The organism is Algoriphagus sp. TR-M9, assembly GCF_027594545.1.
GTDB classification, from domain to species: domain Bacteria; phylum Bacteroidota; class Bacteroidia; order Cytophagales; family Cyclobacteriaceae; genus Algoriphagus; species Algoriphagus halophytocola.
Window position 1 is genome coordinate 232621 of sequence record NZ_CP115160.1, and the last position, 22790, is coordinate 255410.

The 22790-nt window shown below is 45.1% G+C and carries 22 protein-coding genes; 6 read left to right on the forward strand and 16 right to left on the reverse strand.

The window, feature by feature from the left end; genetic code table 11:
* Positions 1 to 100: 100 nt before the first annotated feature.
* Entirely contained in the window at positions 101 to 1225 is a 1125-nt protein-coding gene (dnaN, locus tag PBT90_RS01125) for a DNA polymerase III subunit beta (protein ID WP_264808523.1), read from the forward strand.
* A gap of 255 nt (positions 1226 to 1480) precedes the next feature.
* On the opposite strand, the gene PBT90_RS01130 is transcribed toward dnaN, so the two are convergent.
* The 3 genes from PBT90_RS01130 to PBT90_RS01140 form a co-directional block, all read right to left on the reverse strand.
* Positions 1481 to 1711 (reverse strand): VF530 family protein, encoded by a 231-nt coding sequence (locus PBT90_RS01130; protein WP_264808524.1) that lies wholly within the window; start codon positions 1709 to 1711, stop codon positions 1481 to 1483.
* Between the two features lie 152 nt (positions 1712 to 1863).
* Positions 1864 to 2250: a VOC family protein gene (locus PBT90_RS01135; RefSeq protein WP_264808525.1), complete on the reverse strand. Its 387-nt coding sequence runs from the start codon at positions 2248 to 2250 to the stop codon at positions 1864 to 1866.
* Between the two features lie 39 nt (positions 2251 to 2289).
* Positions 2290 to 2676, reverse strand: a complete 387-nt coding sequence (locus PBT90_RS01140) for a VOC family protein (RefSeq protein WP_264808526.1) — start codon at positions 2674 to 2676, stop codon at positions 2290 to 2292.
* Positions 2677 to 2880: 204 nt separating this feature from the next.
* Between PBT90_RS01140 and PBT90_RS01145 the strand changes: the two genes are divergently transcribed.
* Complete coding sequence (locus PBT90_RS01145; RefSeq protein ID WP_270131139.1) at positions 2881 to 4515, forward strand: sulfatase family protein; 1635 nt, start codon at positions 2881 to 2883, stop codon at positions 4513 to 4515.
* A 34-nt stretch (positions 4516 to 4549) separates the two neighbouring features.
* Here PBT90_RS01145 and PBT90_RS01150 read toward each other — a convergent pair whose 3' ends face one another.
* From PBT90_RS01150 to PBT90_RS01210, 13 genes are all read right to left on the reverse strand, one after another.
* Positions 4550 to 6064 carry a sulfatase family protein gene (locus PBT90_RS01150; RefSeq protein ID WP_264808528.1) on the reverse strand — a complete coding sequence of 505 codons (1515 nt, stop codon included), beginning with the start codon at positions 6062 to 6064 and terminating at the stop codon, positions 4550 to 4552.
* Positions 6065 to 6319: 255 nt separating this feature from the next.
* Positions 6320 to 8752, reverse strand: coding sequence for a PAS domain S-box protein (locus tag PBT90_RS01155; protein WP_264808529.1), 2433 nt, complete (start codon positions 8750 to 8752; stop codon positions 6320 to 6322).
* 10 nt (positions 8753 to 8762) lie between these two features.
* Positions 8763 to 9206: a response regulator gene (locus tag PBT90_RS01160; protein ID WP_264808530.1), complete on the reverse strand. Its 444-nt coding sequence runs from the start codon at positions 9204 to 9206 to the stop codon at positions 8763 to 8765.
* A 116-nt stretch (positions 9207 to 9322) separates the two neighbouring features.
* The gene (locus PBT90_RS01165) at positions 9323 to 9970 is read right to left on the reverse strand and encodes a hypothetical protein (RefSeq protein ID WP_264808531.1); all 648 of its coding nucleotides are present in this window, start codon (positions 9968 to 9970) and stop codon (positions 9323 to 9325) included.
* 29 nt (positions 9971 to 9999) lie between these two features.
* A complete protein-coding gene (locus PBT90_RS01170) occupies positions 10000 to 10791 on the reverse strand; it encodes an SDR family NAD(P)-dependent oxidoreductase (protein ID WP_264808532.1) in 792 nt (263 codons plus the stop codon).
* Complete coding sequence (locus tag PBT90_RS01175; RefSeq protein ID WP_264808533.1) at positions 10781 to 11455, reverse strand: acetoacetate decarboxylase family protein; 675 nt, start codon at positions 11453 to 11455, stop codon at positions 10781 to 10783. Before PBT90_RS01175 ends, PBT90_RS01170 begins: the two co-directional genes overlap by 11 nt.
* Entirely contained in the window at positions 11448 to 12209 is a 762-nt protein-coding gene (locus PBT90_RS01180; protein WP_264808534.1) for an SDR family NAD(P)-dependent oxidoreductase, read from the reverse strand. The genes PBT90_RS01175 and PBT90_RS01180 overlap by 8 nt, the downstream gene beginning before the upstream one ends.
* Before the next feature lie 3 nt (positions 12210 to 12212).
* Entirely contained in the window at positions 12213 to 13931 is a 1719-nt protein-coding gene (locus tag PBT90_RS01185) for an IlvD/Edd family dehydratase (RefSeq protein ID WP_264808535.1), read from the reverse strand.
* 80 nt (positions 13932 to 14011) lie between these two features.
* Entirely contained in the window at positions 14012 to 14989 is a 978-nt protein-coding gene (locus PBT90_RS01190; RefSeq protein WP_270131145.1) for a glycosyltransferase family 61 protein, read from the reverse strand.
* Between the two features lie 68 nt (positions 14990 to 15057).
* Entirely contained in the window at positions 15058 to 16362 is a 1305-nt protein-coding gene (murA, locus tag PBT90_RS01195) for a UDP-N-acetylglucosamine 1-carboxyvinyltransferase (RefSeq protein ID WP_264808537.1), read from the reverse strand.
* Positions 16362 to 17027 carry a DUF4290 domain-containing protein gene (locus PBT90_RS01200; RefSeq protein ID WP_264808538.1) on the reverse strand — a complete coding sequence of 222 codons (666 nt, stop codon included), beginning with the start codon at positions 17025 to 17027 and terminating at the stop codon, positions 16362 to 16364. The genes murA and PBT90_RS01200 overlap by 1 nt, the downstream gene beginning before the upstream one ends.
* Positions 17028 to 17094: 67 nt before the next feature.
* Entirely contained in the window at positions 17095 to 19362 is a 2268-nt protein-coding gene (locus PBT90_RS01205; RefSeq protein ID WP_264808539.1) for an ATP-dependent helicase, read from the reverse strand.
* 387 nt (positions 19363 to 19749) lie between these two features.
* Positions 19750 to 20589 (reverse strand): lysophospholipid acyltransferase family protein, encoded by an 840-nt coding sequence (locus PBT90_RS01210; protein WP_264808540.1) that lies wholly within the window; start codon positions 20587 to 20589, stop codon positions 19750 to 19752.
* A gap of 124 nt (positions 20590 to 20713) precedes the next feature.
* Here PBT90_RS01210 and PBT90_RS01215 point away from each other — a divergent pair, with 124 nt between their 5' ends.
* From PBT90_RS01215 to nadD, 4 genes are read left to right on the forward strand one after another with little or no spacing between them, the layout of a single operon-like run.
* A complete protein-coding gene (locus PBT90_RS01215) occupies positions 20714 to 21307 on the forward strand; it encodes a sigma-70 family RNA polymerase sigma factor (protein WP_264808541.1) in 594 nt (197 codons plus the stop codon).
* Positions 21308 to 21322: 15 nt separating this feature from the next.
* Positions 21323 to 21595: an anti-sigma factor gene (locus tag PBT90_RS01220; RefSeq protein ID WP_264808542.1), complete on the forward strand. Its 273-nt coding sequence runs from the start codon at positions 21323 to 21325 to the stop codon at positions 21593 to 21595.
* 3 nt (positions 21596 to 21598) lie between these two features.
* The gene (gene gmk / locus PBT90_RS01225; RefSeq protein ID WP_264808543.1) at positions 21599 to 22171 is read left to right on the forward strand and encodes a guanylate kinase; all 573 of its coding nucleotides are present in this window, start codon (positions 21599 to 21601) and stop codon (positions 22169 to 22171) included.
* A 4-nt stretch (positions 22172 to 22175) separates the two neighbouring features.
* Positions 22176 to 22742: a nicotinate (nicotinamide) nucleotide adenylyltransferase gene (gene nadD, locus PBT90_RS01230; protein ID WP_264808544.1), complete on the forward strand. Its 567-nt coding sequence runs from the start codon at positions 22176 to 22178 to the stop codon at positions 22740 to 22742.
* The last annotated feature ends 48 nt before the right edge of the window (positions 22743 to 22790 follow it).

Genomic DNA, 22790 nt, shown 5'->3' on the forward strand with positions numbered 1-22790 from the left:
TGAAGAATTTTGCGAAGATTCAATTATCCGGGGGTTCGAATTAGATTTTATTTATAAATTTACCCCCATTCAAAAGTAAAAATTAAATAAGCCCTTCGATATGAAATTTATTGTTTCCTCTTCTGCTTTGTTAAAGCAGCTTTCGGCAATCAACGGTGTGGTGACTACCAATCCAGTGGTGCCAATTTTGGAAAACTTTCTTTTTGAGATCAAAGAAAGTACGCTGACCATCACGGCGTCTGATTTGCAGACCTCCATGATCACAGAAATAAGCGTGGAAGCCAAGGAAGATGGAAATATCGCAGTGCCGGCTAAAATTTTGATCGATACACTGAAGAATCTCCCTGAGCAACCAGTGACCTTCAGTATAGATCACGATACCTACGCGGTGGAAATCAGCTCCGATAATGGCCGATATAGACTGGCTGGAGAAAATGCTACTGATTTTCCGAAAATCCCGACGGTAAGTAATGCGACCTCGGTAGATATGTCCACAGAAGTGCTTTCTTCTGCGGTTTCCAATACCATTTTTGCTACCAGTTCAGATGAACTTCGCCCTGCAATGACCGGGGTGTACATCAACCTGAGCTCCACCAATACTACCTTTGTAGCTACAGATGGTCATAGATTGGTGAGATATAGAAGGGTGGATATCGCTTCTCAGGATGCCGCCAGCTTGATCATTCCCCGCAAGGCTTTGAATCTTCTGAAGTCAACTTTGCCTTCTGAAAATCTACCTGTGACTGTAGAGTTCAATCAGTCCAATGCCTATTTCAAGTTCAATAATATCAAAATGATCTGCCGTCTGATTGACGAGCGATTCCCTGATTATGAGAATGTGATTCCAGCAGAGAATCCCAATAAGATGACTATTGATAGAGCTGAGTTGCTTAGCTCTCTACGCCGTATCGCGATTTATGCCAATAAAACTACCCATCAGGTGAGGCTGAAGCTGACCGGAAGTGAGTTGATGATTTCTGCAGAGGACTTAGACTTCTCCAATGAAGCCAATGAGAGACTTTCCTGTGATCACGATGGGGAGGATATTGAAATCGGATTCAATGCTAAGTTTTTGGTAGAAATGCTGAATAACCTCGCTTGCAAGGAGGTGAGCCTGAAGTTTTCTGCACCAAACCGAGCGGGATTGATTTTACCTGCCGAGCAAGACGAAAATGAAGACATCCTGATGCTAGTGATGCCAGTGATGCTGAATAACTACGTATAAACAACCACGAACCATAAAACGAAAAGCCCGGAGTTTACTTCGGGCTTTTTTTGTGACCTTTGAGGTGTCATTCTGACTACAAAGTAAGAGGAATCTCCTCGAAGGTCTTGATTGTTTCAACCGCAGAATACGGAGGTTTTCGCCGAGAGTAAAAATGCAATTTAACGATCAATTAAGACGGATCTTGAGAATTTCTTCAGACCTGTAAAGTCATGAACAACTTTTTTTGCTGCGTCGCCGCTCCGATAATAAAAATCACTTTTTCTTCGCATCCCTCAACGACTTCAGATACAAGCCTTCCACCCTTTCCCTGGCCCAAGGGGTTTTTCGGAGGAATTTTAAACTTGACTTCACGGAAGGATCGTGCGTGAAGCAGCGTATGGTAATGCGCTCACCCAGTTCTTCCCATCCGTAGAACGTGACGAGATGCTCGACCATGTCGGCAAGCTTTACTCCGTGAAGGGGGTTGTTGGGTTGGGTTTCCAATGGGTAATTTAAAATGGGTGAATTTAAAATTATGAATTGTTTTGAATAACTCGGTCAGGAGGTATGAAAGTGAAGGATGAACTTCTTAGAAGTTGCTTAAAATTTAAGGAAAAGCTACATCGGTCTTCTAGCATGGGTCATCTAGCATTTTTTTATTTCCTTTCGATAAAATCCCAAAGATTGCCATACAAATCCTTAAAGACAGAAACTGTACCAAAGGCCTCTTCAGAAGGTTCTCTGATAAACTCTACTCCCTTTGCCCTATAGTTATGGTAATCCCGGTAGAAATTATCAGTGTATAAAAACAGGAAAACTCTCCCACCAGCTTGAAAGCCGATTTGGTTTCGCTGCAATTCATCGGCAGCTTTGGCCAGAAGTAAATGGCAGGTGGAGCCGGGAGGTGCTACCCTCACCCATCGCTTGACATCGCTGAGTACCGTATCCTCAATCAGGTGGAATCCTAAGGTGTTGGTGTAATATTCGATTGCCTCGTCATAATCCGGGACGAGCAGGGCAATTTGTCCGAGCTGTTGGTTCATAGGCGAAAATAAGACTTCCTGTACTTCTAATGCTCTTGATTAGGAAGTTTTTTCAGCGGAGGAATCAATGTCTTCTACAATAAAAATGGAGTTGTTGTTCAGATCATACAGTCCAAATTCATGAGTGCCCCAAGGCGTGTTTTTTCTGAGTTTTTCGGGTTTTAAGATTCCCTTGATCACCAGAGATTCAAAGTAGGGTTCAATGTTTTTTACAAAAATACGCACTACTGATCCGCCCAATAAGGGATCATCCGGAGTGTCTGCATGCCACTGAAGGTGGACTTCCACTTCTTCAAGCCTCATGCCAGCATACATGTGGTCACCAAATGTCCTGACAAACCCAAACTTATCCTCATACCACTTTAGATCTCTGGAGATATCCTGGGAAGGCAATACAGGCACAGCGCCAATGAATGTTGTTTTCAAAATCTTTTGGTTAAGGTGGATGTATGAAATAGCTCTAAAGGATAAAGAATAATTTACCAAAGCCCTGGGATTTTCCAAATAGCAAAGCTAATCATTGTTATAAAGGATAGTGATTATTTTGATTTTGTCGCGGTAATCAGCAGATAGTTTTAGTTTTTGTGAGAAAAGGAATAACTTATAATTCTGACTGATAATATCGTATCCATGAAATATTCCCTGCTCTTTGTATTTCTTCTAATTAGTTTGCTGTCATGCCAAGAGGGCGGTCAAAAGGCCATAGAAATCAATTACCCTGAGCGTCCAAATATAGTTTGGATCGTAAATGAAGACATGTCTCCTGAGCACCTGGGAGCTTATGGTGGGACTGGAGGTAAGACACCGGTTCTAGATTCACTGGCAAAAGCAGGGATGGTTTTTACCAATGCATTTTCCACGGCAGGGGTATGCGCGCCAAGTCGGGCGGCCTTGATTACCGGGGCCTATCAAACTTCTATAGGAGCGATGCATATGAGGACACTTTCTTTTTCTGCGGCTGCATCTGAGAATTATCCTTCGGACCATAAGTCCTACTCCGCAGTGATCCCTGCAGGTATGAAAGGATTTCCGGAATATCTTCGGATGGCGGGATATTATACCAGCAACAATGTCAAGCAAGATTATCAGTTTGAAGCTCCGGGTACCCTGTGGGACGAAAGCAGCCGTACTGCTCATTGGAGAAATAGAGAGGATCTGGATCAGCCGTTCTTCTCTATTTTCAATTATACAACTACTCATGAATCCCAAGTTTGGGCTAGGGAAAATGAAGAGCTGCTAGTAGATCCCGCTGACGTGACAGTGCCGCCGGTGTATCCAGATGATTCTATTACACGGAGGACTTTAGCACGCTTTATTACCAATGTGATGCGCTTTGACCAGCAAGTGGGAGAGTTGCTTCAGCAATTGAAAGATGATGGGCTTTATGAAAACACCATTATTTTCTACTATTCAGATCATGGGGACGGCATGCCCTATTACAAGCGGGAGCTATATGATAGAGGGCTTAGAGTGCCTCTTTTTGTGAAAGCCCCATTTCTTGAGCCAGGAACTGTCAATGAGCAGCTGGTGAGTTTTGTGGATTTTGGACCTACAGTTCTTTCTTTGGCAGGAGTGAAAATCCCCAACAACATGCAGGGGAGGGCATTTTTGGGCAACCAAAAAACCGAGCCAAGAAAATACATCTATGCAGCTCGAGACCGGATGGATTCCGAGGTGGATCGGGTGAGAGCAGTAAGTGATGGAAGATATAAATACATCAAAAACTACATGCCAGAGAAGCCAAATTATCAGAATATCCGCTATAGGCTGAGTAATCCATTGATGGTACACCTGCTGGAGCTGCATGAGCAGGGCGATTTGGATGCAAATCAAGAGCGTTGGTTTGACGAGAGCAAGCCTGATGAGGAACTCTACGATACCCAATCCGATCCATTTGAGTTTAATAATCTTGCCGAAAATCCTGAATACACAGAAAAGCTGACTGAGCTTCGGAATGCCCATCAGAAATGGCTGGAAGAATACGGAGATCTGGGGGCAGTGCCTGAAATGGAAATGGTCTATGAATGGTGGGGGAATCAAGAACAAGCACCAATGACCGATCCTGCGGAGGTAAGGTACGAGGAAGGAAAGGTATCACTCAGCTCTGCGACAGAAGGTGCATCTATTGGTTTTAAGAAAAGAGCATCAGATGCCTGGTCAGTATATCAGTTTGCCTTTGAGATGGATGCAGGTGATTCACTCTACATACTTGCACATAGAATTGGATACCAACCTAGCGAGGCAGGAATGGTATTAGAGGATTAAAAATAAAGTGGTTGATCTAGTGCCAGCAGCCGGCTTACTCTGCATCTAGGCAGGGAATTCCGGCTTTGGCATATTTCCCAAAAGGAGGTTTGATAGTATATTCTTCTATCCCTTTTTGAAAGTCAAAATTCTTCAATTGGTACTCAGGGGTATATCGTACCTCGTCCCAATATGTAGATCTCGGATCAGTTGCTCTGAGGTCATGGGTCTCTTCCATCCACTTCTGAAGCTTTTCTTTCATTTCTGCTTTTACGCTGGCGTAGGATTTATCCTCAGCCAGATTATTCAATTGGTAGGGATCAGCTACTACATCGTAAAGCTCCTCGGCAGGCCTTGACCCAAATGCCAACTCAAAGTAATCCGTACCTCCTGCTTCAGCTTTACCTTGCAGGTTCATGATCAGAAATTTGGTAATGGAATTATCCACGTCACCAAATTGACCTACCGACTGGTGCACACTGGGATCTCCGGCTGGGTTTCGCTCAGGCATCATATTTCTGATGTATAGGAATTGATGATCTCTGACTGCTCGCATAGGGTAGGAGAGGTCACCTTTGCGCACATTGGCATGGCGTTCTCGTTCTAGGTAAACCTGATCTCTGTCCTGCTTTTCCCCAGCTAGCAATGGCCATAGCGACTGTCCACTCATATTTTCCGGTGATAAGCCAGCAGCCTCCAAAAAGCTAGGTGCGAAATCCACGAAATTCACAAAATCATCGATTACGGTTCCAGCTTTCACCTTTTCAGGCCAGCGGATGACTAAGGGCATGCGTGTGCCGTAATCGTACAAGTTTGCTTTTGCCCGTGGAAAGGGCATTCCATTGTCACTGGTCATTACGATGATCGTATTATCCAGCTCGCCGGCTTCTTCCAGCATTTTGATCAGCTGTCCGCATTCTCTGTCGAAGCGTTCTACTTCGAAATAGTAATCCAGGATGTCATTTCTGACGCAGTCATTGTCTGGGAAAAAACCAGGAACACGCACCCCGGTTAGCGGCATTCCAGCCTGAATTCCGGTATTTGGCACATAAACCCTATGAGGATCTGTGCTGCCAAACCAGAATGTGAAGGCTTGCTCGGCGGGTTTTTCTGCAAGGAAAGTCTTGAAATCCTCATAGCTTTTGCCAGCTGGATTATGTTCCATTCCGCTTATTTTGAAATCTCCAGGTCCCCAGCCTTTGCGGGTAGAACCTGTGAAGTAACCTGCTTTTTCCAGTAAACTCACATAGGTGGGGTACTGAGCTGGGAATTCCGACCAGAGATTGCCTCCATCTTTATTTTGATGCGGGTACCTTCCCAATAAAACGGCTGCCCTAGAAGGCGAGCAGGAGGGGGAGGCGGTGTAGGCATTGGTAAACAAAGCTCCTTCGGCTGCCAAACGATCAAATGTAGGCGTACGAACTACGGGATCCCCATATACCCCGGCATGAGGAAAGGACCAATCATCGGCAATTAAAAAGAGCACATTGGGTTGGTCAGCTTTAGGAGCTGGTCCATGAAGGATATGAAAAAGTGAAAGCAATACAACTAGAAAAGGTGATGCAAGCATGGGTATAGGGTTTATCAAAATAAGTTACCTGGATATACGGAGTGAAGTTAGGAGCCTATAGCTCTTTGCCCACCTGGACAGCAGCCCGATGACTCCCACAGTAGAGATACAGGCTGAAGTGGCCTCAATTCTTAAGTTAAACATGTGCTATATTGCTTTAGTCTCCTTACTGGCAGAAAAGCGGATAGGCATAATAAGTTAAAACTCTTCTGGTGAGGAGGCAAGTGCTTAGGGAATAAATAGTTGTGGTGTGCTTTATTTGTTTTCCGGTAAATATATGTCAAAGGTAGCTCCTTCACCTGGTTCCCCTTTGGCTGTGATATAGCCATTGTGATTGTCCACTATCTTTTTGACAATGGCTAAGCCTATTCCTGTGCCTTTAAATTTTTCCTTGCCATGAAGACGCTGGAAAAGTTCAAATATCCGTTCGCTGTATTCATTTTCAAAACCTATGCCGTTGTCCTTAATCTGGATGTGGCAATATTGCTTACGGGGTGACAGTCTGGTGAGGTTAAACTCATCTCCCATTTTCTTTTCTGAAGAAATTATGATTTGGGTAGGCCTACCCTCAGCAGAAAACTTGAGGGAGTTACTGAAGAGGTTTTGCAAAAGCTGGCGAAACTGAAATGGGATGACCGGCAGGGTACAGAGCTTGTCGGAAATAATTTCAGCTTTAGCCTGAGTCAATTCTTCTTTGAGCTCGGACTGCACTTCTTCTATCAATTGATTTAAGTCTGTAGCTTCATACTTGCGTTCAGAAATCGTTGATCTGGAATAGGCCAAAAGGTCATCTATGAGTGTTTTCATCCTTTTGGCGGCATTGTTCATCCGGTCAAATAGTTGCTTGCCATGATCGCTGAGGTTTTCATATTCGGTCTCGACCAATAAGCTGGAAAATGCCTGGATTTTGCGTAGCGGCTCCTGCAGGTCATGGCTAGAAATATAAGCGAAGCTCTGAAGCTCCTTGTTCATATAAGCCAGTTCTTTTACATTGGCTGCAAGTTCATTGGTTCGCTCGATAACCAGTCTTTCTAGTTCGTCTGTGAACTTCTTTTGGTCATGGATATCTGTGCTAGATCCGACCCACATTTGGATATTCCCATCTTCATCATGCTGAGGAATGGCTCTGCTGAGTTGCCATCGATAGCTTCCATCATGCTTTCTGAACCTATGCTCAAACAGAAAGTCTTTGCCCGTGGTGACCGAGTGAATCCATGCCTCCAGGTTTTCGGCTCTATCATCGGGGTGTACCACATCCAGCCATCCTTTGGAGTCTAGTTCGGCAGGTGAATAGCCTGTATACTCATAGACAGATTGATTGAAATAGTTCAATTTTCCTTCACTATCCGCAGTCCAGATATGTTGAGGCAGCGTATTAGCCAGTAACCTGAACTTTTGCTCACTGGCTTCCAGTTTTTGTTGATTGGTCTTTTCCTCAGTGATGTCCCGTACTGTACCTAGGATTTTTTCAGGGATGCCTTGGTCGTTGTAAAATATCTTCCCCTGCAGTTCCTTCCATTTAATCCGGTTGTCTGGCATGATCAGGCGTGCTCGGTAGGATAATTTTCCGGTTTTCAGTGCAATTTCGTGAGCTTTGTTGCGTAGAGGGAGGTCGTCTGGATGAATGGCGGCCAAGAAATCCTGATGCGTGATTTGCTCATCAAAGGGGAGTTCATAGATTTCGTGCAATCTGCGGGAGGCTACCAGTTTCTTTTCTTCAATGTAAAATTCAAAAGTCCCCAGTTCACTCGCATCCAGGGCTAGATTTAACTTTTCCTCACTGGCTTTTATTTCCTTATGGGAAAGCACTTGTTGGGTTACATCGTGACCTATGGTAATGATGCCGTCGATTTCGCCATCAGCATTATAGAGTGCTTCAAAACTGAAATTGATATAAAGGGTGTCCAGCTCGCCATCCCGGAAGATCTGTACGGGAAGTTCTGAAGCGGAGAAGCGATTTCCTGTCAGGTATACATCTTCCAAAAGCGTCCGAAATCCCTGGTTTACTAACTCAGGCATCGCTTCAAGGATGGGTCTACCAGCTACCTCATGTTCAGTTCTTCCCCAGAGCTCCAGTGCTTTTTCATTGACGATCTCAGTGACAAATTCTTTCCCCCTGAAGGTAGCAATAGCTGCTGGCGCTTGCTTAATGATCAGACTTAGCTTTCTTTCCTTTCGCTCCAGTTTTTGGTTGAGCAAAACTTTCTGTGTGGTCTCTGTGCAAGTGACTAAAACGCCGGAAATAATGCCTTCATCATTTTTTGCGGGGCTATAACTGAATGTCCAGTACACGTCTTCTATTTTTCCATTTCGGAAAATTGGTATCAGTGAGTCTTCAAACCAAACGGACTCACCACTTTGCATGACTTGCTCTATCAGCGGACCTATGGTGTCCCAGATTTCTGGCCAGGCCTCTCTGCCATTCATGCCCAGGATGTGGGGATGCTTGCCTTCTGAGCCTAAGCTGGGACGATAGGCATCATTGTAAAAACAAATCAACTCTGGTCCCCACCATAAGAACTTTGGGAACTTGGAGCTGAGTAGAATGTCTAGGGTGGTTCTCAGACTTTGCGGCCAGGTGTCCTGGTGACCGAGGGAGGTTTCTGCCCAGTTTTTATTTCGAATCAATTTTCCCATCTCTCCCCCTCCAGAGGGAAAAGTGGTAGAGGTTGACTGCTGCTCTGTCATATAAGTTTTACTACGATTGTATCACAAAATTTTCTTTAGAGGGCTTTTTTGGAGTATTATCCAGACTACTCAGCCCTTTAAAAATCACATCCTTTAGCTTGGAGTATTCGGATGGTTTTCGGATAAAATGAAAGGCACCTTTTTCATAAAGCGCGCTGACTAAGGGTTCATCCATAGAGGTAGAATAGATGATAATGGGTAGTTTTTTGAATTGCTCGTGCTCCATGATTTCTGCCAGGCATTCAAATCCGGATTTCAGTGGCATATTCAAATCCAAGAAGATCACATCGGGCAATTCCTGGTTGTCCTGGTTCAGCAAAGTCATGAGTTCTACTCCATTATTTACCATAGTCAGACAGGTTTTCAAAGGAAGTTTCCTCAAGGAATCCTGAAAGAAAAATCTATCGTCCACGTCGTCATCAGCTAAAAATAATTTGATAGGTTCTACATTCATATTTAGAGGTGCCCAGTTTCAATTTGGTTAAATATACCACTATTCAGCCCAATTGTGGTTAGCGCTGGATTTTCTCCCATTTCACTAGCATACCGGAGGTGTTTTATACTTTGTTTTTAGTTTACGGATATATTGGTGAACCAAATGAATTTTTGACCCGATGCATTTTCATGTGTTGTAGCCATTTTTATGGGGCCAAACTGTTCTACATTATCCCAGGTGAAAGGTCTGCCTTCAGCTCCATTGCCTCGGCGAAAAACCCATTCAAGAATCATGTTGTTTTCATCTAAATACAAATCATAGGCATCTCCAGGGGTATATCCATCTTCACTATTATAGACTATGGTCAGCTTAGTGGATGGTTCACCGGAGATAGGGGAAGGCACATTTTCCTCAGTTTCGTATTCATACCCGCTGTCCCATGCCAGTTGAAATGGGTACATGAGCCAGTATTTATCATTGATAAATCCCTTGTCCGCATCTGGCATTTCTTCCTTTGGGGTATCCAGGCTGTAGGTGTAGCTGGTATCTGGAGTGGCGTAATATACGGTTCGGTCTTTGATGTTCCATTTCCAATCTCTGGTGACCACTCTAGCCGAATCTACCTGTACGTTCCAGGTATATGCGATGGAATTGACTTTGTCAAATTGATCAAAACCATATGCCATGGCGACTTTCATCGGCAGGGTGTCAGGGGTGCTTTCTTTGGGTTGGCAGGCGATGAGTAAGGAGGCCAGAAGAATGATTAGTGATAAGCTTTTCATGGTTTTGTAGTTTGGTGGAGTGGAAGTACTTAGGTGTCAGCTTGCTCTCTTTGCCATTTTTTATATTTCTGGTATTCTATGGTCTGGTAGAGTCTTCTGATAAATCTAAAGAAGCGATTGAGTACTAACATACTCAAAAACAGTGGAGAAGGAAAGATTTTCTTTCTGCCTTGAGCCACTCCATGCAAAATAGTAGAGGCGACAAGGGAAGCAGACTGAACCGGAAATGCTTTCGGGATTTTCTTTCCGGCTCGGTGAAAAAACTGAGTCGCAGTCGCAATAGGAAAAACTAAGGTAAGCCAGTTACCTGATTTCTCCAGCCAAACCGTACGAGCCCACTGTAGCAGGGCCGATTTGGTGGATGCATATAGGCTATACCCCGGAATGGTCCAAAAGCTCATGGCTGAAGCAGTGATGACAAGCCTGAATTTCTTTCCCGGAAAGGCTTCCCTTAGGGCATATCCTACCTGGATGGGGCTATGGACATTCAGTTGAAAAAGCCTGTCCATTTCTTTCCAATTTTGGGATTCAGCTGGACCAAATTCAGCTTTCCCGGCATTTGCAAAGCAAAAATCTACTCGTTCCCAATTTGTTTGTACCCAATCTAAAATCTTCTCATTACCTGACTTTTCGCTTAGATCTGCCTGTAGTATATGTATTTCTGGGTATTGGGTTTTCAGCTGTTTCAGGCCCAGAAGGTCTAGATCTACTGCCAGTATTTTGGGGCAGGAGGGAAGTAGCTGCACTACTAATTCTCTACCTATCCCAGAAGCTGCTCCCGTGATGATGACTGTCGCTTCTGTGAAAGGCTTATAGTGCATATTTGGCTAGTGGAAATTTGATTCTAAATGGGGAGATCTTTATGACCAAAAGTGGTTTTTGGCTACTGATGTCTGGGAAATAGGCGGGATCCACACTGAGGTTCTGGATTTTGGCCAGTCTGCCGGTTCCAAAACCGGAAGGTTTGGTGTAATAGTCTACTTTGTTCCATACCTGATGCAGATCTATGGGCAGAAAACTGGTGCTGGCAGGGAAAGGTATTCCTCCGGATTTCACTTCACAAGAAAAGACCTGCTTGTCCTGATCTGAGATGTTGATAATGTCCTTTCCCACAGCTTTTTCCCAGGCTATGGGTAAGGTTTCCTTGGGGATTCCCCAGTTGGCACGCCCGTTATATGTGCTGACATCCTTGTCTACATAGATTTTGGTGATTGCTTGCTTTTTGTTTTTACCAAACTTGCCGGGGATGAACAGCAATTCATTGTAAGGCCCTACGGGTGAAAATGCATAATTCACTAACATCACATAACCTAGCCCACCTCTGAATTGACCTTTCAGATGGAGCGGGAGTTGTCCATTTTCCTCAATCCAGTCCTTTTTGAACCTGTAAATCAAAATGATCCCCTCACCCATCAATTTCCACGGAGCTGGGGATCTTCGGTAAACCTTGAGGTTTTTTTTGGCGATTTGGTGGTTCTCAGGCATATGGGGAAGGGCTGACGCTGGTCCAGCCACCATCGATGATTAAGGTTTGTCCGGTGATGTGTTTGGCCTCTTCAGAGACTAGAAAGGCAGCGGCATTGGCAATGTCCTGAGCTGAAGCAGGTCGGCCCAGCGGAGTAATTCTAGACCAGGTATTTTCATAGGCTGGATCCATGGCTGTTCGATTGGTCAAAGTGGCCCCAGGAGCTACCGTGTTGACTCGGATTTTAAAGGGGGCAAGTTCTAAAACCAGGTTTTTGGCCAGCATCTCCAGCGCAGCTTTGCTCATGGCATAGGCAGCTAGGTTTTTATGACTTTGATGCCCTGTGACAGAGGAGGTAAAAAGAACCGCACCGCCTTCCGGCTGGTCTTTCATGATTTTGGCAGCCGCCTGACAAAGAAAAAAACTACCCTCCTGATTGACCCGGGTAACGGCCCTGAAGTCCTCTCGGGTATAGTCCAGAAAGTTCCCAAAAAGTGTAATCCCGGAATTGGCTACGAGTATATCCAAACTTCCAAAATTGGAGGTGGCTGCCCGGCAGAGGCTTTCAATAACTGATTCAGAACTGGAGTCGCCAGCCACTGGGACGGTGGCGACTCCATGTAAATGCGAAATTCTCTGACAAGCATCTGTGATCAAAGCCTCTTCCAAGTCATTTAAAATCAAATTGACACTTTGTGCGGCAAGTTTCTCGGCGATGGCCAGGCCTATTCCCTGACCCGCGCCGGTAATAATTGCTGTTCTTTGGGGCTTCATAGATTAATGAGAGTCTCTTTTAACTTCAGATCCAGAACTTCCCTTCAGAAAATCAAAATCCACACCTTCATGGGCTTGATTAACTTTATCTAGGAACAGATTGACATACCCCCGCTCGTAAGGTAGATTCAAGGGCTTAAAAGCTGCTCTTCTTTTCTCAAACTCCTCCTCGGAAATCAACAGATTAAGGCTTCTTTCAGGTACATTCAACGCTACCATATCTCCGTTTTGTACCAAAGCTAAAGGCCCTCCAATGGCAGATTCCGGGGATACGTGAAGGATTACCGTACCATAGCCAGTTCCACTCATTCTCCCGTCAGAAATCCGAACCATGTCTTTGATGCCTTTGGCCAGCAGCTTTTGCGGCAAGCCCATATTTCCTACTTCCGGCATTCCTGGGTAGCCCTTTGGTCCCACATTTTTCATGACCATCACTGAATTCTCATTTATTTCTAAATCCGGGGAATCAATTCTGGCTTTATAATCATCTATGTCTTCAAAAACCACAGCCGGTCCTGTGTGCGTCAACAAATGAGGGGATGCAGCTGATGGCTTGATTACAGCCCCATTGGGGCAGAGATTGCCTTTCAGTACTGCTATTCCTGAGTCAGGTTTGATGGGTTTTTCAAAGGTTCCGATTAGATTTCTGTCATAGCACTCAGCCTTCTCAATATTTTCTAAAATGGTTTTACCGTTTGCTGTGATGGCGTCCCGGTGTAGGTGGTCTTTGATTTCATTCATTACGGCTGGGAGTCCTCCTGCGTAAAAAAGATCCTCCACCCAGTGTTCCCCAGAGGGCTGTACATTGGCGATCAGCGGGATTAAAGAGGAGAACTTGTCAAAATCCGTGAGATCTAAGTCCACTCCTATCCGCTTGGCAATAGCCGTCAAGTGAAGGATAAAGTTGGTAGAGCCACCCAGAGCGGCATTGACCATGATGGAGTTTTCAAAGGCTTTACGGGTCAGTATTTTGCTCATTTTCAGGTCTTCGTTGACCATTTCCACTATGCGCATTCCTGTCATATGTGCCAGTACTTTTCTCCTAGAATCTGCTGCCGGAATGGTGGCATTGTCGGGAAGTGATAGGCCCAGGGATTCTACCATGGCTGCCATCGTGGAGGCCGTGCCCATAGGGGCACAGTGGCCTGCAGAGCGAGACATGGCTGCTTCTGCTTCTATAAACTCTTCTTGGGAGATTTTGCCCAGCTTGAAGTCCTCTGCAAATCTCCAGACATCTGAGGTTCCAATTTTTTTTCCCTTAAATCTACCCACTAGCATAGGTCCTCCGGAGAGTACCATGGTAGGAATATCTACAGATGCTGCTCCCATCACCAGGGAAGGGGTGGTTTTGTCGCATCCGCACATCAGAACCACGCCGTCCATAGGATTGGCACGTATGCTTTCTTCCACATCCATGCTGGCCAGGTTTCGGAAGAGCATGGCGGTAGGTTTTACCGAACATTCTCCCAGAGACATTACGGGAAACTCCAGCGGGAATCCACCAGCTTCCCAGATGCCTCGCTTGAGTGCTTCGGCCAGGTCTCTAAAATGTGCATTGCAGGGAGTGAGCTCCGACCAGGTATTACAGATACCGATCACAGGCTTGTCTCCTTCAAATAAATGGTGTGGGAATCCCTGGTTTTTCATCCAGGAGCGATAGATAAATCCGTCTTTTCCGGTACGTCCGTACCAATCTTGACTTCGTAATTTCTTCTTAGACATATAGGTTATTTTGGCAATTTGAGCTAGAATTTACCAAAAAATACGAAAAGGAGCGGAGTCAAAGAAGAAAGGTTGGGGTATTATTTTTCTAAGAGGTCTAGAACTTCTTCCAATGCCTGAAGGTCTATGGTAAAGTCAGTCATGATCGTGTCGTGGAAGTCTCCTTGGTTCAGTGTGTAGAAATAATTCAGCTTCAGGGCATTAGCGAGATTGAAGTAGCATTGTGTTTCACTGTCACCTATGTTTCGCAGTTCTATTACATTTTGGCCTTCCTGCATAAATAACATGTTGGTGAGTGCAGCGCCATGTAAGGCCACCAAGGTCTTGGTTTCAGCCATTAGATCTATTTGCTGCTTTACACTGAGTTTTTCGGCATAGATTATTTCATACCCTTTTTTCCTCACCAGAAGCTCAACATCCAGTTCATTATGAGCTTTGCGCTTGGGGGCAAGTTTACGGCTCACATATATTTTTTTATGCGGGGGCTTACTTGCTTTGGGGGAAAATACGGCTCTGGTTTTACGGGTGTACTTGATGTTAAAATTAGGGAAGGTGGCTGTGCGTGGCGTTAAAATCAGGTTTTCCACCCAAAGGTTTTCTTTGGAATGATAATAAAGTGGGTTGATCTGTAGGAGTTTTAGGCTCTGAGTAACGTAGGGGATATGCTGGAAGGAATCGTGGAGGATCACGCGGTCAGAGATCCCTTGTTCCAGTCCCATCCAAAGTCTCGGCAAGCAATCAGTCATCCAATGGAAGTAATTGGCACTCCATTCATCTTTTATCCAGATTCCATGGTCTATTTTTCTCCATTTCTTTGGAAAGCAATGGACCACTCGCTTTGCCAGCGGCAGAAATCCCAGAGAGTTCACATGGGTGTGTGTGGCATAGAATTTCAGTTTTTTAGGACAAAAAACCGTATCCTGCAGGATGGCTACTTTTTTCAGATGGAGCAGGGGCAGAACCAAAAAATTGGTCTGTAGTGAGTCTTCAAACAACTCCCTGTCCTGCGAACTGAGGTTTTCAGGTAAATCCCTTTTTACGCTAATCTCCTGTGCCAAGAGTAAGTTGATTTATTTTAAAAAGGTGCCCCTGAGACATCTGTTATGCCTCGGGGAAATTAGAAATGTTACAATCGCTCGATATCGGCACCCAGGGCTTTCAATCGCTCGTCTATATTTTGGTAACCTCTATCGATTTGCTCCACATTGTCTATGATAGAAGTGCCACTGGCAGAAAGCGCTGCGATCAGCAATGCTACTCCAGCTCGTATGTCAGGGGAAGTCATTCGTATTCCTCTAAGCTCAGTTTTCCGGTCCAAACCGATTACCGTAGCTCGGTGCGGATCACAGAGGATGATCTGCGCTCCCATATCGATCAGTTTATCCACGAAGAATAACCTGGACTCAAACATCTTCTGATGTACCAAAACAGTTCCTTTGGCTTGGGTAGCTGTCACCAAGACTATACTCAAGAGGTCCGGTGTAAATCCTGGCCAGATGGCATCAGCCACCGTAAGGATGGACCCGTCAATGAAAGTTTCGATTTCGTAATGCTTCTGCGCAGGTACAAAGATGTCATCTCCCCTGAACTCCAGCTTGATCCCCATTCGTCTGAAGGTGTCCGGGATTATGCCCAGACGAGGTATTTGGCAATCTTTGATGGTGATTTCAGATTGGGTCATGGCCGCCAACCCTATGAATGAACCGATCTCAATCATGTCTGGAAGCATCTTATGTGTAGTGCCCCCAAGCTTTTTTACACCTTGGATTTTCAGCAGGTTTGAGCCTACTCCAGTGATTTTTGCCCCCATGCGGTTAAGCATATCACAGAGCTGCTGCAGGTAAGGTTCGCAGGCTGCATTGTAGATAGTGGTTTCTCCTTCGGCCATGCTGGCAGCCATTACGATATTGGCGGTGCCGGTGACAGAGGCTTCGTCCAGCAGCATGTAGCTACCTTTTAGGTCCTGTCCATCTATATGAAAAATCTCGTTTTTGGAATCGTAGTGGAATTTGGCACCGAGTTTTTGGAAGCCTGTAAAATGGGTGTCCATTCTTCTCCTGCCTATTTTATCGCCTCCGGGTTTGGAAAGTTTGCCTTTGCCAAATCTGGCCAACAACGGCCCAAGTAACATGACCGAGCCGCGGAGCGATGAAGCCTTTTTCAGGTAATCTTCGGTCTCCATGTACGCTAGATTTACCTCATCGGCTTGAAAGCTATAGGTTTCAGGGCCTTCTTTGGTGACTTTCACTCCCATATCTGACAGCAGCTCGATGAGCTTGTTGACGTCTACGATATTTGGGATTTTTTCGATTGTTACTTTCTCTGGCGTGAGGAGTACGGCGCAGAGTATCTGAAGTGCTTCGTTTTTAGCTCCCTGGGGAATGATCTCGCCTTTGAGTTTGATTCCCCCATTGACCCGAAAAGATCCCATTAATTTCTACGTTTTTTGTTGTGGCCGTTTCCCCGGCGTTTATTACTGTGGCTTGACCGCTTGTTTTTGGTGGTTTTGCGATCGTTTTGTAAAGGTAGCTTAAAGTCTCTTCGGGTGTTGGATTCAAATAGCCCGTTTTCCTTTACTTTCTCCAGGTCGATGTGGAGTTTACCTTTAGAGAGTGTCTTGATATCATCCAGAATGATGGCGTCGTCAAAATTGTCCCTGTTCCAGGTCGAATGAAAACTTCGCATCAATTGCCCGATGAAAATAATCGCAGCTTCCTGCTCTTCATCATCTTCGATCTGAATGGCTCCTTCGATGAGTTTTTCTATATTCCTACCGTAATGCTTGAATTTGATCTCGCTGCTAGGATAGCCTATCGGCAAGGGCTTCTTGCCCAGGAGTTCTTTTTCCGGCATGGGGAAGGGGGAGTCTACGTCAAGTTTGAAGTCTGACATGATAAACAGGTCATCCCAAAGTTTCTGATCGTTTTCCTGCTTGAGGGAAGGATTCAGCTGCTTGATGATTTCTATCGCAGTGTAGGCACTTTGTGTGCGCTTCTCACGGTCTTCAATACCCGTGATGTGATCAACGAGTCGTTGAACATTTTTGCCGTATTCTTTCAAAATGAGTTCTGGTTTGTCTAATTCAATTTGCTCCATATTGCATCCCACAGTTAGCACTGTATAAGGTAAGGAAAAATTTACCAAAAGGCAGGGGAGCAGGTGACTAGTCTATAATTCTGAGCTTCGCAAAGCTAAGTAATAATGTCTTTTCACCAAAATGCTCAAACTGAATCGTTGCTTTTCTGTTAAGTCCTTCTGTTTCAATTTTTTGTACTTTTCCAAAGCCAAATTTCGGATGCTCCACCAATTGCTCCGCCTGCAGATTGTTGGTATTGGAAGGTTTGAAATCCGGGCTAGGTGTATGTACCTTCATCTGAGTCGGCATCCTGGAGGCAGGTTTTTTCTTTATGCCTATAAACCCAGTAGATTCGCTGCTGCCTGGCAAACCTTCCCGTCTAAAGGCCCCGGGCATATCTTTAGCAGCCACTTTTTTGTTTACCTTGATGCAATCCGGATTGACTTCCTCCAGAAATCTGCTCGGCTCACAGTTGAGTAACCTGCCGTATCGATAACGTGTCAGGGCATAGCTAAAGTATAATTTGTCCATGGCACGCGTAGTAGCTACATAAAACAGCCTGCGCTCTTCCTCCAGATCTTCTCTGCTTTGCATCATCATCTGAGAAGGGAAAAGATCCTCTTCCATTCCCACCACAAAGACCTGCTTAAATTCCAATCCCTTCGACGAGTGAATGGTCATCAGCGTGATGGCGTCAGTCGTGTCTTTGTCTCGGTCATTATCCGTCAATAAGGCGATTTCCTGAAGAAATGCACCCAAACTTTTATCTTCATTCTCTTCATTGTCCACGTATTCTTTGATGGCATTTAGGAGTTCCTGTACGTTTTCGTAGCGGTTGAGGCCTTCTATGGTTTTGTCTTCATACAGCTCCCGCAATAGCCCACTTTGCTTGGCTATACTATTGGCCGCTTCGAAAGCATCTTTGCGTTCCACTTCGATTTGGAATGCCTGGATCATAGTGGCAAAGTCCGCCAGCTGGCTGGCAGCTCGCCCTCCCAGAAAACTGTGCGAATTTTGTACCACCTCCCAGAGCGGCATATCGTGATCAAAGGCAGCGATCAAAAGCTTATCTACCGAGGTGTTGCCGATACCCCGCTTGGGATAATTGACTATTCGCTTAAAGGCTTCCTCATCGGAGGGATTGACCGTGAAGCGCATGTAAGCCATGAGGTCTTTTATTTCCTTTCTTTGGTAAAAGGAAAGCCCACCTACGATTTTATAGGTCAGGTTTAATTTGCGTAGGGCTTCCTCTATGGCTCTGGACTGTGAGTTGGTTCTATATAAAATCGCAAAGTCACTATTGCTCAGTTTTTTGGTGTTTTTCTCTTCGAAAATAGTCTGAGCCACGATTTTCCCTTCTTCATTATCAGAGGAAGCTTTGACCAGTTCGATCAGGTCGCCATCATCATTGGAAGTCCAGACTAATTTTTTCAGCTGCGCTTTATTCTTGTCAATGATGGAATTAGCCGCTTCCACTATATTTTTGGTGGATCGGTAGTTTTGCTCCAGCTTGACCACAAACAGATCCGGGTAGTCCTTCTCGAAATTCAGGATATTCTGAATATCCGCACCCCGGAAGGCGTAAATACTCTGTGCATCGTCGCCGACTACACAGATGTTTTGATGGACGGCCGCAAGCTTTTTAGTAATCAGGTATTGGGAAAGGTTCGTATCCTGAAACTCATCCACCATGACATAGCGGAAGCGTTGCTGATACTTATTCAATACGTCCAGGTGGTCACGAAACAGCACGTTGGTATTGAACAGCAAATCATCGAAGTCCATGGCGCCGGCCTTGAATAGCCGGTCCTGGTACCGCTGGTAGATTTCACCCATTTTTGGCTTCATAGCTGCCTCATCGTCTGCTTTGACGTAAGGGTCATCCTGATAAGCTTTCCAGGTGATCAGGCGGTTTTTGGCTCCGGAGATTCTGGAGAGTACAGCATTGGCTTTATAGACTTTATCATCCAGCCGCATTTCTTTCACAATGGTTCGGATCAGGGATTTGGAATCATCTGCATCGTAAATCGTGAAATTAGAAGGGTAGCCGATTTTCTCCGCTTCCACCCGCAGTATTTTGGCAAAGACAGAGTGAAAAGTCCCCATCCAGGTATTGCGTGCATCCAGCCCCACCAGGGATTCTATCCGGTGCCGCATTTCGGCAGCAGCCTTGTTGGTAAAGGTCAGTGACAGTATACTGAAAGGGTCTACATTTTTAGAGTAAATCAGATGCGCGATCCTGTAGGTCAGTACTCTGGTTTTGCCAGATCCTGCACCTGCGATGATCATCACGGGTCCGTCTGTATGTTCTACAGCTTCTCGCTGAGGAGGGTTTAAGCCTTCGAGGTAATCCATTTTTTATTTGATTCAAGAACCAAGATCAAAGAATCAAGATTCAAGTAGCTAGTATCAAGATTTAGGTGTCAGGACTTTATTGTCAAATATCCAGTTTTAATTATTATATATCCGCTTTTCTGCCAGTAAGGAGGCCATAGCAATATAGCACTGTTAAACTTTAGAATTGAGGCCACTTCAGCCTGTCGTGCTCCTGAGAGAGTCTTCGGTCTTCCGGCCAGATAAGCGAAGGATCTAAGGTGACTGGCATCATTGCGGATCATCATTTAAATTATATATCCAGTCCAATGTAGATCTAAGAGCCAAGAATCGCGAATCAGGAGACAGGGAGATAGAGGGGCTGTCTGGCGCTTATCACTTTAAACATTCACACTTTTAATTTTAAACTTATATTTTCCAGCGCTTGTGACTCCAAAGGTATAGATCCGGCTGGTTTCTGATGTTTTCTTCCAGCCTTCGGCAAAATTCATCGGTGATGCTGTGTGCAGCATGCTCCGTGTAGGGAGGCTCCGCCAGCTTTTCAAACTCAAAACGATAATGTCCGCGCTTCACCTTGGTGATGGTGCCAAAGAAAACCGGTAGCTTCATCTTCTTTGCCAATACTTCCCCACCTTCGAAAAACAAAGCAGGACGGTTCATGAACTCACGGGTGTACCTGCTGTCCGAAACCGGAGGTCGCTGATCAGCTGCCAAATGTACAATTCTAGGTTGGCTGCGCATAGTAATCATACTTCTTCGAAAAGCCTTCTTCTCCGTCATGATTCCGCCAAAATGTGTCCGGATTTTTAACATCAACTGGTCAAAGAAGTCATTGTTCAGCTTGAGGTACACCGTCTCCGCATCCACTTCTGTGTGAAGTGCCACTCCGAGTATGGCCATTTCCCAATTAAAGATATGCCCTGCCATCATCAGGGAACTTGTACCGGCTTTCACCGGAGCATCTACGATTTCCTGGTTTACTACCTGAAACCTTCGCCGCAGTTCTTCTTCCGAAATGGTCAGCATTTTGATGGTTTCGGCAAAGAATGCATCGGTGAAATTCCGGTAGAATTTGTTTCGGATTTTTTTTCGCTCTTCCGCAGATTTCTCCGGAAAAGCAAATTTCAGATTCTCATCAATGACCTTTTTGCGATAGCTGATCACATACCTGGCGATCAGATATAGCAGATCCGAAAATAGATATAATACAGGCAGAGGAAGCCTGGAAAGCATTCTGAAGAAAAACATACGCCTATGTCAGGGTGGAATCTAAGGCCGGGAACAGCCAAACCATGGAACAAAATAAACGAAATCGAACGAATTCTTTCCGATTCCTAGTTATAAATTGACCCAATTGTTACTTTTGAAACTTATGTCGGAAGTTCAGCGCAGAAAATATTCTCAGGAAGAGAAAAATGCCATCTTCGATGGAGAGTTTATGCCTCACATAGACTCCATGTACAATTTTGGCTACAGGCTCACCTTTGATGAGGATGATGCCAAAGACCTTGTGCAGGATACTTACCTGAAGGCCTATCGTTTTATCAACTCATTTGAGCAGGGTACCAATGCCAAAGCTTGGCTTTTCAGGATTCTGAAAAACAGCTTTATCAATGAGTACCGCAAGAAATCCAAGCAGCCCGCAAAGGTGGATTATCAGGAAGTTGAAACTTATTACAACTCGGATGATGTTCACTACCAAAGCACTAGCGATCTGCGGGCCGAGTCCGTAAAGGATATGCTAGGAGATGAGATCTCAAATGCGCTCAATAGCCTTGCGGTGGATTTTAGGACAGTGATTATCCTTTGCGACCTGGAAGGTTTTACTTATGAAGAAATGGCGAAGATTCTGGATATCCCTATTGGGACAGTAAGATCCAGACTGCACCGAGCGAGGAATCTTTTGAAAGAAAAACTTCAAGGATATGCCCAGAATATGGGCTATAACACGGACGAAGAGGAATAATTAAAAATATTACCCATGGAAATGAATGACAACCCATCCGGAGAGCGAAAGATGCAGTGCAGCGACGAAAACAGATGTTTTGAGTTGCTGGAAAGCATTTTAGACGGAGAACTGCAGGATTCCGGCAAGGAAGTCCTCAAGGAAAAGTTAGCCAAGTGTCAGCCATGCTTTGAGCATTATCACCTGGAGCAGGCTATCCGGGATGTATTGAAAACAAAGTGTACCAAACACGCCGTTCCTACTGAACTGGCTGATAAAATCCGCCAGCAGATCCAGGAGATAAAGTAAAGCATGACACAAGGTAAAGCCATTATTTTTTCAGCCCCTTCTGGATCAGGGAAGACTTCACTGGTGAAGCATCTGATCCAAAATATCCCAAATCTGGGATTTTCCATATCTGCATGCACCCGTGATAAGCGGGGCAGGCACGAAGTCCACGGCAAGGATTACTACTTTTTGACCCAGGAACAATTCAAAAAACACATTGACAACGATGACTTCATCGAATGGGAAGAAGTCTATGCGGGCAACTTCTACGGCACACTGAAAGAGGAGATCCAAAGAATCTGGGATTCCGGCAAAGCAGTGATCTTTGATGTAGACGTGAAAGGCGGGCTAGCGCTGAAAAAGTATTTTGGTGAGCAAGCGCTGGCCATATTTGTGAAAGTACCGAGCTTAGAAGTACTCAAGACCCGACTGAACGACCGGGGCACAGAGACGGAGGAATCCCTCTCCCGTAGAATATTTAAAGCAGAGTTTGAGGCCAAGTTTGAGCCACAGTTTGATGTGACAGTGGTGAATGATGAGTTTGCGAAGTCCAGTGCCGAGGCAGAATACCTGGTCCGGGAATTTATAGCACGATAGGATTGTGAAAGTAGGCTTATACTTCGGTTCCTTCAATCCCATCCATATCGGCCATCTGATCATCGCCGATACCCTGCACGACCGAACCGATCTCGATGAGGTGTGGTTTGTGGTCAGTCCGCAAAATCCGCTGAAAAAACGTCAGTCTTTAATCCACGAGTTTGACCGTTTGCGTATGGTGGAGCTGGCGATTGAGGACAATTTTCATTTCCGGGCCTGTGATGTGGAGTTTGCCATGCCTAAGCCCAGCTACACCATCGATACCCTCGCCTATCTGACTGACCAATACCCACAGCACCAATTCTGCTTATTTTTAGGTTCTGACAATCTCAGCCAGCTAAAGCGCTGGAAGAATTATCAAACTATCTTGGATGACTATGAGATTTTCGTCTATCCGCGTCCGGGTGAGGCCAAGACTTTTGAGCATCCGAATATCAAACTGATCGACGCTCCACTTCTGGATATCTCAGCGACCTTTATTCGCAAGTCTATCTTGGCTGGCAAATCTGTCAAATACCTACTTCCTGAAGGGGTATCGGATTATATTCGGGACAAGAAGTTGTATTTGTAAGTCGGTAATCATTTGAATTCAAGCTATTTGTATTTTACATCTACTTTT